The sequence below is a fragment of the Nocardioides sp. Soil774 genome (assembly GCF_001428125.1).
GTDB lineage: Bacteria > Actinomycetota > Actinomycetes > Propionibacteriales > Nocardioidaceae > Nocardioides.
In genome coordinates this window covers 47,222-59,534 of sequence record NZ_LMSM01000002.1, presented here as the reverse complement: position 1 = coordinate 59,534, position 12,313 = coordinate 47,222, and the positions used below count along the sequence as shown (strand labels likewise).

20 protein-coding genes are annotated in these 12,313 nt (G+C 68.5%); 1 reads left to right on the top strand and 19 read right to left on the bottom strand.

Translation table 11 applies throughout. The features are described 5' to 3' along the window. Position 1 precedes the first annotated feature (1 nt). The 19 genes from rpsH to ASG76_RS02540 form a co-directional block, all read right to left on the bottom strand. Entirely contained in the window at positions 2 to 421 is a 420-nt protein-coding gene (rpsH, locus tag ASG76_RS02630) for a 30S ribosomal protein S8 (protein WP_056599706.1), read from the bottom strand. An 87-nt stretch (positions 422 to 508) separates the two neighbouring features. Continuing rightward, a complete protein-coding gene (locus tag ASG76_RS02625; RefSeq protein WP_056599702.1) occupies positions 509 to 694 on the bottom strand; it encodes a type Z 30S ribosomal protein S14 in 186 nt (61 codons plus the stop codon). A 1-nt stretch (position 695) separates the two neighbouring features. Next, positions 696 to 1,265 carry a 50S ribosomal protein L5 gene (gene rplE / locus ASG76_RS02620; protein WP_056599699.1) on the bottom strand — a complete coding sequence of 190 codons (570 nt, stop codon included), beginning with the start codon at positions 1,263 to 1,265 and terminating at the stop codon, positions 696 to 698. 1 nt (position 1,266) lies between these two features. Further along, positions 1,267 to 1,620, bottom strand: coding sequence for a 50S ribosomal protein L24 (gene rplX / locus ASG76_RS02615; protein WP_056599696.1), 354 nt, complete (start codon positions 1,618 to 1,620; stop codon positions 1,267 to 1,269). Between the two features lie 3 nt (positions 1,621 to 1,623). Continuing rightward, on the bottom strand, positions 1,624 to 1,992 hold the full coding sequence (gene rplN / locus ASG76_RS02610) for a 50S ribosomal protein L14 (RefSeq protein WP_056599693.1): 369 nt from the start codon (positions 1,990 to 1,992) through the stop codon (positions 1,624 to 1,626). 121 nt (positions 1,993 to 2,113) lie between these two features. Then, positions 2,114 to 2,398 carry a 30S ribosomal protein S17 gene (gene rpsQ / locus ASG76_RS02605; protein ID WP_056599691.1) on the bottom strand — a complete coding sequence of 95 codons (285 nt, stop codon included), beginning with the start codon at positions 2,396 to 2,398 and terminating at the stop codon, positions 2,114 to 2,116. After that, positions 2,395 to 2,637 carry a 50S ribosomal protein L29 gene (gene rpmC / locus ASG76_RS02600; RefSeq protein ID WP_056599683.1) on the bottom strand — a complete coding sequence of 81 codons (243 nt, stop codon included), beginning with the start codon at positions 2,635 to 2,637 and terminating at the stop codon, positions 2,395 to 2,397. Before rpmC ends, rpsQ begins: the two co-directional genes overlap by 4 nt. After that, positions 2,637 to 3,056 carry a 50S ribosomal protein L16 gene (rplP, locus tag ASG76_RS02595; protein ID WP_056599680.1) on the bottom strand — a complete coding sequence of 140 codons (420 nt, stop codon included), beginning with the start codon at positions 3,054 to 3,056 and terminating at the stop codon, positions 2,637 to 2,639. Before rplP ends, rpmC begins: the two co-directional genes overlap by 1 nt. A gap of 4 nt (positions 3,057 to 3,060) precedes the next feature. Beyond that, positions 3,061 to 3,879 carry a 30S ribosomal protein S3 gene (gene rpsC, locus ASG76_RS02590; RefSeq protein WP_056599677.1) on the bottom strand — a complete coding sequence of 273 codons (819 nt, stop codon included), beginning with the start codon at positions 3,877 to 3,879 and terminating at the stop codon, positions 3,061 to 3,063. Next, positions 3,879 to 4,328 carry a 50S ribosomal protein L22 gene (rplV, locus tag ASG76_RS02585; protein ID WP_056599674.1) on the bottom strand — a complete coding sequence of 150 codons (450 nt, stop codon included), beginning with the start codon at positions 4,326 to 4,328 and terminating at the stop codon, positions 3,879 to 3,881. Before rplV ends, rpsC begins: the two co-directional genes overlap by 1 nt. Further along, entirely contained in the window at positions 4,325 to 4,606 is a 282-nt protein-coding gene (gene rpsS / locus ASG76_RS02580) for a 30S ribosomal protein S19 (protein WP_056599671.1), read from the bottom strand. Before rpsS ends, rplV begins: the two co-directional genes overlap by 4 nt. Before the next feature lie 5 nt (positions 4,607 to 4,611). Beyond that, positions 4,612 to 5,448 (bottom strand): 50S ribosomal protein L2, encoded by an 837-nt coding sequence (gene rplB, locus ASG76_RS02575; protein WP_056599665.1) that lies wholly within the window; start codon positions 5,446 to 5,448, stop codon positions 4,612 to 4,614. A 24-nt stretch (positions 5,449 to 5,472) separates the two neighbouring features. Beyond that, positions 5,473 to 5,778 (bottom strand): 50S ribosomal protein L23, encoded by a 306-nt coding sequence (gene rplW / locus ASG76_RS02570; protein ID WP_056599661.1) that lies wholly within the window; start codon positions 5,776 to 5,778, stop codon positions 5,473 to 5,475. Continuing rightward, positions 5,775 to 6,653, bottom strand: a complete 879-nt coding sequence (gene rplD, locus ASG76_RS02565) for a 50S ribosomal protein L4 (RefSeq protein WP_056599658.1) — start codon at positions 6,651 to 6,653, stop codon at positions 5,775 to 5,777. Before rplD ends, rplW begins: the two co-directional genes overlap by 4 nt. 2 nt (positions 6,654 to 6,655) lie before the next feature. Next, positions 6,656 to 7,321, bottom strand: coding sequence for a 50S ribosomal protein L3 (gene rplC, locus ASG76_RS02560; protein WP_056599654.1), 666 nt, complete (start codon positions 7,319 to 7,321; stop codon positions 6,656 to 6,658). A 7-nt stretch (positions 7,322 to 7,328) separates the two neighbouring features. After that, positions 7,329 to 7,637, bottom strand: coding sequence for a 30S ribosomal protein S10 (rpsJ, locus tag ASG76_RS02555; protein ID WP_008360994.1), 309 nt, complete (start codon positions 7,635 to 7,637; stop codon positions 7,329 to 7,331). Between the two features lie 376 nt (positions 7,638 to 8,013). Continuing rightward, positions 8,014 to 8,739: a tRNA (guanine(46)-N(7))-methyltransferase TrmB gene (trmB, locus tag ASG76_RS02550; RefSeq protein WP_235529381.1), complete on the bottom strand. Its 726-nt coding sequence runs from the start codon at positions 8,737 to 8,739 to the stop codon at positions 8,014 to 8,016. A 63-nt stretch (positions 8,740 to 8,802) separates the two neighbouring features. Further along, positions 8,803 to 10,191 carry an aspartate aminotransferase family protein gene (locus ASG76_RS02545; protein ID WP_056599648.1) on the bottom strand — a complete coding sequence of 463 codons (1,389 nt, stop codon included), beginning with the start codon at positions 10,189 to 10,191 and terminating at the stop codon, positions 8,803 to 8,805. After that, the gene (locus ASG76_RS02540) at positions 10,188 to 10,646 is read right to left on the bottom strand and encodes an Lrp/AsnC family transcriptional regulator (protein ID WP_056599645.1); all 459 of its coding nucleotides are present in this window, start codon (positions 10,644 to 10,646) and stop codon (positions 10,188 to 10,190) included. The genes ASG76_RS02545 and ASG76_RS02540 overlap by 4 nt, the downstream gene beginning before the upstream one ends. A 182-nt stretch (positions 10,647 to 10,828) precedes the next feature. Here ASG76_RS02540 and ASG76_RS02535 point away from each other — a divergent pair, with 182 nt between their 5' ends. Next, a complete protein-coding gene (locus ASG76_RS02535) occupies positions 10,829 to 12,274 on the top strand; it encodes a gamma-aminobutyraldehyde dehydrogenase (protein WP_056599642.1) in 1,446 nt (481 codons plus the stop codon). Positions 12,275 to 12,313: the final 39 nt, after the last annotated feature.

Here is a 12,313-nt window from a genome sequence, read left to right as displayed (position 1 = left end):
GTCACCAGACGTAGGCGAGGACTTCGCCGCCCACGCCCTTCTGGTTCGCCTGGCGGTCGGTCAGCAGGCCCTGCGACGTCGAGATGATCGCGACGCCGAGGCCTCCGAGGACCTTGGGCAGGTTGGTGCTCTTGGCGTAGACACGCAGGCCGGGCTTGCTGATGCGGCGCACGCCGGCGATCGAGCGCTCCCGGTTGCGGCCGTACTTGAGCGTGACGGTCAGCGTCTTGCCAACGGCGGGCTCGCCCTCGGCGTCCACGTTGTCCGCGACGTCGTAGGAGGTGATGTAACCCTCCTGCTTGAGGATCTCCGCGAGGCCGGCCTTCATCTTGCTGTAAGGCATCGACACCACGTCGTGGTACGCCTGGTTGGCGTTGCGCAGACGGGTGAGCATGTCTGCGATCGGGTCAGTCATCGTCATGATGTGGTTCTTTCTCGTCGTGGTTTCGAATGGCGCGCGGCCGGTTCGACCTTCAACGTGTTGAGGAGGTGAGAGAGGAGACCGTGGTCACCAGGAGGACTTGGTGACGCCGGGCAGCTCACCGCGGTGGGCCATCTCCCGCAGGCAGATGCGGCAGAGGCCGAACTTGCGGTAGACCGACTTGGGACGACCGCAGCGCTGGCAGCGCGTGTAGCCGCGGACGGCGAACTTCGGCTTGCGAGCGGCCTTGACCTTGAGGGAAGTCTTCGCCATGTCAGTTCTCCTTGAACGGGAAGCCGAGCTGCTTGAGCAGCGCCCGACCCTCGTCGTCATTGGTGGCGGTGGTCACGACGGTGATGTCCATGCCGCGCGACCGGTCGATCTTGTCCTGGTTGATCTCGTGGAACATGACCTGCTCGGTGAGACCGAAGGTGTAGTTGCCTCGACCGTCGAACTGCTTGGGCGAGAGGCCGCGGAAGTCGCGGATGCGGGGCAGCGCGAGCGACAGCAGCCGGTCCAGGAACTCCCACATGCGGTCGCCGCGCAGCGTGACGTGCGCACCGATCGGCATGCCCTCGCGCAGCTTGAACTGCGCGATGGACTTGCGGGCCTTGGTCACGGCCGGCTTCTGACCGGTGATCGCGGTGAGGTCGCGGATCGCGCCCTCGATCAGCTTGGAGTCGCGAGCTGCCTCGCCGACGCCCATGTTGACCACGATCTTGGTCAGGCCGGGGACCTGCATGATGTTGGCGATGTCGAACTCGGTGCGAAGTGCGGGGACGATCTCCTCGCGGTAGCGCGCCTTGAGCCGAGGAATCTCGGTGGTCTGGGTGGTCTCGGCCATCTCAGATCTCCTTGCCGGTCGAGCGGGACACGCGGACCGAGCGGCTGGCGGTGTAGGTCGAGCCGTCGGGACGGCGCTTGGTGACCTCGTCGCGGCGGAAGCCGACGCGGGTGACGCCGTCACCCTCGACCAGCATCACGTTGGACACGTGGATCGGCGCCTCGCGGGTGATGATGCCCCCGGTGGTGCCGGTCTGCTGGACGGACTTGGTGTGGCGCTTGACGAGGTTGACGCCCTCGACGATCACACGGTCCTCCTCGCGGAGCACCGAGATGACCTTGCCCTGGGCGCCCTTGTCCTTGCCGGCGATGACCTTGACGGTGTCGCCCTTCTTGATGTTCATGCCCTTACCCATCTCTCACAACACCTCCGGGGCGAGCGAGATGATCTTCATGAAGCGCTTCTCGCGCAGCTCGCGGCCCACGGGGCCGAAGATGCGCGTGCCACGAGGCTCGCCGTCGTTCTTGAGGATGACGGCGGCGTTCTCGTCGAAGCGGATGTAGGAACCGTCGGCGCGGCGACGCTCCTTGACGGTGCGTACGACCACGGCCTTGACGACGTCGCCCTTCTTGACGTTGCCACCGGGGATCGCGTCCTTGACGGTGGCGACGATGACGTCACCGATGCCGGCGTAGCGACGCCCAGAGCCACCGAGAACACGGATGCAAAGGATCTCCTTCGCACCGGTGTTGTCGGCGACCTTGAGTCGCGACTCCTGCTGGATCATTGGTTTCTCCTGGTTGTCGAGCTGGTTCTCATGCCCTCGCGGGACACGAGCCTGGCCGAACTGGTGGGGTTCTGTGCTGGGTGGGCCGGGTGCGGCGAGCGGTGCTCACCCCACCCGCGGCTCACTTGGCCTTCTCGAGGACCTCGATCAGGCGCCAGCGCTTGGTGGCGGACAGCGGACGGGTCTCCATGATGAGGACCCGGTCGCCGATGCCGCACTGGTTGGTCTCGTCGTGCGCCTTGAGGCGCGAGGTCTTGCGCAGCACCTTGCCGTAGAGGGCGTGCTTCACGCGGTCCTCGACAGCGACGACGATGGTCTTGTCCATCTTGTCGCTCACGACGAGGCCCTCACGGACCTTGCGCTTGTTGCGCTCGTCGGTTGCCTGGGTCGCAGTGTTCTCGCTCATGCCTTCGCCTCTTCGTTGGTGCCCGGCGTGGTGCGGATCCCGAGCTCGCGCTCGCGCACCACGGTGTAGATGCGGGCGATGTCCTTCTTGACCACCCGGAGCCGACCGTGGCTCTCGAGCTGGCCGGTTGCGGCCTGGAACCGGAGGTTGAAAAGCTCCTCCTTGGCCTCGCGGAGCTTCGCCTCCAGGTCGGTGGCGTTGAGCTCGTCGAGCTCGTGGGCATTCAGCTGGGTAGCCATCAGAATTCACCGGCCTCACGGGAGATGAACCGGCACTTCATCGGGAGCTTGTGCATCGCGCGGCGCATGGCCTCACGAGCAGTCACCTCGTCGACACCGGAGAGTTCGAACATGACGCGGCCGGGCTTGACGTTGGCAACCCACCACTCGGGGGAACCCTTGCCGGAACCCATGCGGGTCTCGGCAGGCTTCTTGGTCAGCGGGCGGTCCGGGTAGATGTTGATCCAGACCTTTCCACCACGCTTGATGTGACGGGTCATGGCGATACGGGCCGACTCGATCTGTCGGTTGGTCACGTAGTGACCCTCGACCGCCTGGATGCCGAAGTCACCGAAGGCCAGCGTGGTGCCGCCCTTGGCAGCGCCACGACGCTTGGGGTGGTGCTGCTTGCGGTGCTTGACGCGACGGGGCATCAACATGAGGTCAGGCCTCCTGTCCGGTGCTCGGTGCAGCCTCGGCGGCGGGGGCCGCTGAAGCCTCAGCAGTGCCCTCGGTGCGAGGAGCGCGGTCGCCGCGCGAGCCACGGCTCGGACGGTCGCCGCCACGGGTGTTGGGACGGCCACCGCGACCGGGGGCACCGGCACGCGCGGCCTGCTGGGCCTGGCGCTCGGCACGGGTGCCGGCGACCTCGCCCTTGTAGATCCAGACCTTCACGCCGATGCGGCCGAAGGTGGTGCGCGCCTCGTAGAAGCCGTAGTCGATGTCGGCGCGGAGCGTGTGCAGGGGCACGCGGCCCTCGCGGTAGAACTCCGTACGCGACATCTCGGCGCCGTTGAGGCGGCCCGAGCACTGGATCCGGATGCCCTTGGCACCCGAGCGCATCGAGGTCTGCATCGCCTTGCGCATGGCACGGCGGAACTGCACACGGCCCGAGAGCTGCTCGGCGACGCCCTGGGCGACCAGCTGCGCGTCGACCTCGGGGTTCTTGACCTCGAGGATGTTGAGCTGCACCTGCTTGCCGGTGAGCTTCTCGAGCTCGCCGCGGATGCGGTCGGCCTCGGCGCCACGGCGACCGATGACGATGCCGGGACGCGCGGTGTGGATGTCCACCCGGACGCGGTCGCGGGTGCGCTCGATCTCGACCTTGGAGATGCCGGCCCGCTCCATGCCCTTGGAGAGCAGCTTGCGGATGGCGACGTCCTCACCGACGTACGACTTGTAGAGCTTGTCGGCGTACCAACGGCTCTTGTGGTCGGTGGAGATGCCCAGGCGGAACCCGTTCGGGTTGATCTTCTGGCCCATCAGGCACCCTTTCCGTTCTTCGAGGCGCGGGCCTTCTTGCCCGGCGCGGTGAGCGCGTCGGCCGGCTGCACCGCGAGGGTGATGTGGCTGGTGCGCTTGTTGATGCGGGTGGCACGGCCCTGGGCACGCGGACGCCAACGCTTCATCGTCGGGCCCTCGTCGACCATGGCGACCGAGACGAGGAGGTCGGCCCGGGTGAGCCCCTCGGTCGTCTCGGCGTTGGCGATCGCGCTCTCCAGCACCTTGTAGACGGTCTCGGAGGCGGCCTGCGGCGCGAACTGCAGCAGGGTCAGGGCCTCGTCGACCTGGAGGCCGCGGACCATGTCGACGACACGGCGGGCCTTCATCGGGGTGATCCGCACGTAGCGTGCGCTGGCGAACGCGCCCGGCTGGTCGCCGAGCAGCGACTCGCGGCGCGCACTGGTGCGGCTGCGCTCGGTGGTGCTCATCGGCGGCGTCCCTTCCGGTCTTCCTTGACGTGCCCGCGGTAGGTGCGGGTCGGGGCGAACTCCCCGAGCTTGTGGCCGACCATGGAGTCGGTCACGAAGACGGGGACGTGCTTGCGACCGTCGTGCACAGCGATGGTGTGACCGATCATGTCGGGCACGATCATCGACCGGCGCGACCAGGTCTTGATGACGTTGTGGCTGCCCTTCTCGTTCTCGGCGTCCACCTTCTTCTGAAGGTGGTCGTCGATGAAGGGGCCCTTCTTCAGGCTGCGAGGCATGTCGGTTACTTCCTACCCTTGCCGGACTTGCGACGACGGATGATCTGGGAGTCGCTGGCCTTGCGCTTGCGCGTGCGGCCCTCGGGCTTGCCCCAGGGGGAGACGGGGTGGCGACCACCGGACGTCTTGCCCTCACCACCACCGTGCGGGTGGTCGACCGGGTTCATGACGACACCGCGGACGGTCGGGCGGACGCCCTTCCACCGCATGCGGCCGGCCTTGCCCCAGTTGATGTTGGACTGCTCGGCGTTGCCGACCTCGCCGATCGTCGCGCGGCAGCGCACGTCGACGAAGCGCATCTCGCCCGAGGGCATGCGCAGCGTGGCGCGGCTGCCCTCACGGGCCACCAGCTGGGCGGAGTTGCCGGCCGAGCGGGCGATCTTGGCGCCGCCGCCCGGACGCAGCTCCACGCAGTGGATGGTCGTACCGACCGGGATGTTGCGCAGCGGCAGGTTGTTGCCGGGCTTGATGTCGGCGTTGGGGCCGGACTCGACCGGGGTGCCCTGCGTCAGGCCCTTGGGCGCCACGATGTAGCGCTTCTCGCCGTCGGCGTAGTGCAGCAGCGCGATGCGGGCGGTGCGGTTGGGGTCGTACTCGATGTGAGCGACCTTGGCCGGCACGCCGTCCTTGTCGTAGCGACGGAAGTCGATGATGCGGTAGGCGCGCTTGTGCCCGCCACCCTTGTGACGGGTGGTGATGCGGCCCTGGTTGTTGCGGCCACCGTTCTTGGGCAGCGGACGCGTCAGCGACTTCTCGGGCGTGGTCCGGGTGATCTCGACGAAGTCGGCCACCGACGAGCCACGACGGCCCGGGGTGGTCGGCTTGTACTTGCGGATAGCCATATCAGTTCCTAGTCAGGAGCCCGGTCAGGAGACCGGACCTCCGAAGATGTCGATGCGGTGACCCTCGGCGAGGCTGACGATCGCGCGCTTGGTGTTGGGGCGCTTGCCCATGCCGTAGCGGGTGCGACGGGTCTTGCCCTGACGGTTGATCGTGTTGACCGAGGTGACCTTGACGTCGAAGACCTTCTCGACCGCGATCTTGATCTCGGTCTTGTTGGCGTCCGGGTGGACGATGAAGGTGTACTTGTTGGCGTCGAGCAGGCCGTAGCTCTTCTCGGAGACGACCGGCGCGATCAGCACGTCGCGGTGGTCCTTGTGCAGGGTGCTCACTTGTCGTCCTCCTTGGCGGCACGGGTCAGACCAGCGGCCTCGGCGTCCTCGACGGACTTGAACCAGAAGTCACCGGCGGCGGCGTCGTAGTCGGCGTCGCCCTCGACGAGGTAGGTGCCGGACTCCAGGCCCTGGACCTCGTAGCCCTTGGGGTTCTTGCCGCTCTTGAGCGGGGCCTTCGCGCCGGCCGGCAGGGCCGGCTCGTCGGAGGACTGCTCGGTCGCGGCGGGCTTCTCGGTCTTCTCGACCTCGACGGTCTTCGCGGCCGGGGCCGAGGCCGAGGCACCACCGACGAACACGTCGTAGGCGCCCTTGGTGAACACCACGTCGTCGGAGTTGAGCACGTCGTAGGTGTTGAGCTGGTCGACGGCGACGATGTGGACCTCGGGCGCGTTGCGCAGCGAGAGCCAGGTGATCGCGTCGGTGCGCTCGAGCACCACGAGGTAGCCCACGCGGTCGGTGAGCGACAGCAGCGAGGCCAGCGCACCCTTGGTGGAGGGCTTGTCACCCGTCACCAGGGCGTCGACCACGTGGACGCGACCGTTGCGGGCCCGGTCGGAGAGGGCACCGCGCAGGGCGGCGGCCTTCATCTTCTTGGGGGTGCGCTGGTCGTAGCTGCGCGGCTGCGGGCCGTGGACGACGCCACCACCGGCGAACTGCGGAGCGCGGGTCGAGCCCTGGCGGGCGCGGCCGGTGCCCTTCTGCTTGTAGGGCTTGCGGCCACCACCGCGCACGTCGGCGCGGGTCTTGGTGGCGTGCGTGCCCTGGCGCGCAGCAGCCTGCTGGGCGACCACGACCTGGTGGATCAGGGGGATGTTGACCTCGACGTCGAAGATCTCGGCGGGGAGGTCGACCTTGACGGTCTTGACAGCCATGCTCAGGCCTCCTGCGTCTTCTTGGCAGCCGAGCGGAGCATGACGAGCCCGCCGCGGGGGCCGGGAACGGCACCCTTGAGCAGGATCAGGCCCTTGTCGGCGTCGACGGCGTGCACCGTCAGGTTCTGGGTGGTCACCGTGTCGTTGCCCATGCGGCCCGCCATGCGGGTGCCCTTGAACACGCGACCCGGGGTGGCGCAGGCGCCGATCGAGCCCGGCTTGCGGTGGTTGCGGTGGGCACCGTGCGAGGCGGAGACACCGTGGAAGCCGTGACGCTTCATGACACCGGCGAAGCCCTTGCCCTTGCTGGTGCCGGTGACGTCGATCTCCTCGCCGGCGGCGAAGGTGTCGACGCCGATCTCCTGGCCCACGGTGTAGCTCGCGGCGTCAGCGGTGCGGATCTCCGCGACGTGACGGCGCGGGGTGACACCGGCCTTGGAGAAGTGACCGGCCTCGGGCGAGTTGACCTTGCGGGCCTCGATCTCGCCGAAGCCGACCTGGATGGCGTTGTAGCCGTCCACCTCGGGCCGGCGGACCTGGGTCACGACGTTGGTCGCGGCCGCGATCACGGTGACGGGGACGACCTTGTTGTTCTCGTCCCACAGCTGGGTCATGCCGAGCTTGGTGCCCAGCAGTCCCTTCGCGTTGCGCTCAAAAGTGTTCGTCATGTCAGCCTCAGAGCTTGATCTCGATGTCGACACCGGCGGGCAGGTCGAGACGCATCAGCGAGTCGACGGTCTTCGGCGTCGGGTCGATGATGTCGATGAGGCGCTTGTGGGTGCGCATCTCGAAGTGCTCGCGGGAGTCCTTGTACTTGTGGGGCGAACGGATGACGCAGTACACGTTCTTCTCGGTCGGCAGCGGCACAGGGCCGGCGACCTTCGCACCCGTACGGGTGACGGTGTCCACGATCTTCCGCGCCGAGGTGTCGATCACCTCGTGGTCATAGGCCTTGAGCCTGATGCGGATCTTCTGTCCCGCCATAGGTCCCTGTCCTCTTCGATCTCGTACGCCTGGTCTGGTTTCGGTTCCCGACCCCTGGTGGGCGGGCACCGCCTGTCTCTCCTCCACCCTCCGACCCCCGCGGTCGGGCGTGTCGCGCTGCCAACTGGAAAAACGGGCTGGCTCGTGACACGACCCCGGGGGGACGTCGTACTGCTCTGGGTGGCACCCGACGGTTGTCGGATCTGGTCGGGTCTCCGATCGAGGGCTTCTCGATCCGGTGCGGTGCACGCGTGACGACTGGCTCGATCAAAGGAGACGCGATTCAGAAGTCAAGGTGTGCCGCACCCCGGCGACCCGCCGGAGCAACCGGAACATCTTGGCAGACTCCCCACGCCCACGCCAAATCGCAGCCGGCTCAGCCCGTGCGGCGGTAGAGGAAGTCGCTGATGTCGCGGCCGACGTCGCGGCCCTTGCGCTCGAAGCGCGTGACCGGTCGCTCGTCCCAGCGCTCGACGGGGCCGCCCTGGAGCGTGGGCTCGGCGTCGAGGACCTCGCGCATCTGCTCGGCGTAGTCGGCCCAGTCGGTCGCCAGGCGCCAGGCGCCGCCCGGCACGAGTCGCGACGAGGCGAGGGCGGCGTTGGCCGGGTTCACCAGGCGGCGCTTGTGGTGCTTGGTCTTGCGCCAGGGGTCGGGGAAGAAGGTCCAGAGCTCGGTCAGGCTTCCCGGGGCGAGCAGGTGCTCGAGCGACCACACCGCGTCGACGGAGCAGAAGCGCACGTTGTCGGCGCCCGCCTCGGCCACCCGCCACAGCGAGTCGGCCACGCCGGGGAGCCACACCTCGAGGGCGAGCACGTTGACCTCTGGGCGCGCGGCCGCCAGGACGGCCGTCGCCTCACCGATGCCCGACCCGATCTCGACGACGAGCGGGGCCTCGCGCCCGAACCGCTCAACCAGCGAGAAGCCGGGCCGGTCGACGGCCTCCTCGGGGATGACCCACTCGGCCTGGTGGGCCGCCCACGACTCGGCCTGCCGCGGGGTGAACCTGCTGCCGCGCCGGGAGTAGGTGAGGACCTCGCGCATGCGACGCCCGTCCTCGGTGAGCTTGTGGTGCGGGCGGGCAGGGCGTACGACGTCGTTCACGCCGCACATCCTCACCGAACACCCGGCCCCACGCACATCACCGAGGCCTCACGGAGCCGGGCCTCAGAGGTGCGCCAGGGCTCCGGTGAGCACCGAGCGCAGCCGCTGCTCGATGTCGTCGAACTCCGTCTGGCCGATGATCAGCGGCGGCGCGAGCTGGATGACCGGGTCGCCGCGGTCGTCGGCGCGGCAGTAGAGGCCGGCCTCCCACAGCGCGCCGGAGAGGTAGCCGCGCAGCAGCCGCTCGGACTCGGCGTCGTCGAAGGTCTCCTTGGTCTCGCGGTCCTTGACCAGCTCGATGCCGTAGAAGTAGCCGTGGCCGCGCACGTCGCCGACGATCGGGATGTCGAGCAGCTTCTCCAGCGTCGAGCGGAACGCCGGGGCGTTCTGCTGGACGTGGTCGGTGAGGCCCTCGCGCTCGAAGATGTCGAGGTTGGCCAGCGCCACGGCGGACGACACGGGGTGCCCGCCGAAGGTGTAGCCGTGGGCGTACGCCGTGGTGCCCGACTTGAACGGCTCGAAGAGCCGGTCGCTGGCGATCATCGCGCCGATCGGCGAGTAGCCCGAGGTCATGCCCTTGGCGCAGGTGATGATGTCGGGCTGGTAGCCGAACTCGGTCGCGCCGAACATCTCCCCCACCCGGCCGAAGGCGCAGATCACCTCGTCGGAGACCAGCAGGACGTCGTACTCGTCACAGATCTCTCGCACCCGCTCGAAGTAGCCGGGAGGCGGCGGGAAGCACCCGCCGGCGTTCTGCACCGGCTCGAGGAACACCGCGGCCACCGTGTCGGGGCCCTCGAACTCGATGGCCTCCGCGATCCGGTCGGCAGCCCAGCGGCCGAAGGCCTTCTCGTCGTCGCCGACGTAGTCCGGGCGGCGGTAGAAGTTGGTGTTGGGCACCTTGTGCGCGCCCGGCACGAGCGGCTCGAACATCTCCTTCAGCGGCGGGATGCCGGTGATGGAGAGCGCGCCCTGCGGGGTGCCGTGGTAGGCCACGGCGCGCGAGATCACCTTGTGCTTGCCGGGCTTGCCGGTGAGCTTGTAGTACTGCTTGGCCAGCTTCCAGGCCGACTCGACGGCCTCGCCGCCGCCGGTGGTGAAGAAGACACGGTTGAGGTCGCCGGGCGCCATCGCGGCGATCCGGTCGGCGAGCTCCACGGCGCGCGGGTGGGCGAAGGACCAGAGCGGGAAGAACGCCAGCTCCTTGGCCTGCTTCGCCGCGGCCTCCGCGAGCTCCTCGCGGCCGTGGCCCACCTGGACGACGAACAGGCCGGCGAGCCCGTCGATGTACTCGCGTCCGTGGCTGTCCCAGATCTTGTGCCCCTCGCCCTTGACGATGAGCGGCATCTCGCCGCCGTTCTCGTAGGTCGAGTGCCGGGTGAAGTGCAGCCACAGGTGGTCGCGACCGGCCGCCTGGTAGTCGAAGGATTCGTGGTCGAGGTGATGGGTCATCGTGTTCCCCAGTTGTAGTGCTGCTTGTTGAGCTTGAGGTAGACGAAGGTCTCGGAGGAGACCACGCCGTCGAGCTCACGGACTTGGCGGATCACGTCGAGCAGGTGCGGGTCGTCCTCGCACACCACCTCGACGAGGAGGTCGAAGCTGCCGGCGGTGGTGACGACGTAGTCGACCTCGGCCACCTCCGCGAGCCGGTCCCCCACCTTCATGGGGTCGCCCTCGGTGCGCACGCCGATCATCGCCTGGCGGGTGAACCCGACCTGGGTGGGGTCGGTCACCGCGACGACCTGCATGACGTCGGAGTCGAGCAGCTTCTGCACCCGCGCACGGGCGGCTGCCTCCGAGAGGCCCACCGCCTTGGCGATCGCGGCGTAGGAGATGCGGCCGTCCTCCTGGAGGAGCTCGATGATGCGCTTCGCGGTCGCGTCGAGCTTCACGGATGGCTCACTCATGGGCACCACTCATGGGCACATCGTGCTGTGCCGGAGGCCCGGTTTGCAAGCCGCGACACGTGGATTCCGCATTTCGCAGCTGTTAAATCTGCGATTCCGACAGTTTCTTTGGTCTGGACTATGGCGATCTGCCCGCCTGCCGTCCTAGTCTCGCCTCACCGCACCCGACCGGAGGGATCCACGTGACCAGCCCACGCACGCTGCGCAACTTCATCGGAGGCGCCTACGTCGACGGCGGTTCCGGAGCCACGAGCGAGGTCGTCAACCCCGCCACGGGACAGGTCGTGGCCCACGCGCCCATCTCCGGCGCCGAGGAGGTCGACGCCGCCTACGAGGCCGCCGACCGTGCCTTCGGGGAGTGGGGCAGCACGACGCCGAGCGAGCGCCAGCAGGCGCTGCTGAAGATCGCCGACTCGATCGAGGAGCACGCCGAGGAGCTCATCGCGCTCGAGTCGGAGAACACCGGGAAGGTCAAGGCGCTCACCGCGAGCGAGGAGATCCCGCCGATGGTCGACCAGCTGCGGTTCTTCGCCGGCGCGGCACGGGTGCTGGAGGGCAAGGCGGCCGGCGAGTACATGGCCGGCCACACCTCGTGGATCCGCCGCGAGCCCATCGGCGTGGTGGGCCAGGTGACGCCGTGGAACTACCCCCTGCTGATGGCCGTGTGGAAGATCGGCCCCGCGCTCGCGGCCGGCAACACCGTGGTGCTCAAGCCCAGCGACACCACGCCCGAGAGCACGCTGCGCCTCGCGGAGCTGGCGGCGGCGCACCTGCCGCCGGGCACGCTCAACGTGGTGACCGGCGACCGCGAGACCGGCCGGCTGCTCGTCGAGCACCGCACGCCGGGCCTCGTCGCGATCACCGGCTCGGTCCGCGCCGGCGCCGAGGTCGCGGCCAGCGCCGCGCCGCAGGTGAAGCGGGTGCACCTCGAGCTCGGCGGCAAGGCACCCGTCGTGGTGTTCGACGACGCCGACATCGAGGCCGCGGTCGAGGGCATCGCGATCGCCGGCTACTTCAACGCCGGCCAGGACTGCACGGCCGCCACCCGGGTGCTCGCCGCGCCGGGGATCCACGACGACTTCGTCGCCGCCCTGTCCGACTACGCCCGCAGCTCGGCGCCGGTCGGGCTGCCCGACGACGCCGACGCGCTCTTCGGGCCGGTCAACAACGCGCGCCAGCTCGCCCACGTGAGCGGTTTCATCGATCGCCTGCCCTCGCACGCGAGCGTCGCAGCCGGCGGGAACCGGCGTACGGACCTCGGCGACGGCTTCTACCTCGAGCCCACCGTGCTCTCCGGACTGCAGCAGGACGACGACGCGATCCAGAACGAGATCTTCGGCCCCGTCATCACCGTGCAGCGCTTCACCGACGAGGCCGAGGCCGTGCGCTGGGCCAACGGCGTCGACTACGGCCTGGCGTCGTCGGTGTGGACCAAGGACTTCGGTCGGGCGATGCGGATGTCGAAGGCGCTCGACTTCGGCTGCGTGTGGATCAACACCCACATCCCGCTCGTCGCGGAGATGCCGCACGGGGGCTACAAGAAGTCGGGCTACGGCAAGGACCTCTCGATGTACGGCTTCGAGGACTACACCCGCATCAAGCACGTCATGGCCAACATCGAGGGCTGAGCGACCCAGCTCCCCCACCACACCACCCATTCGGGGCCG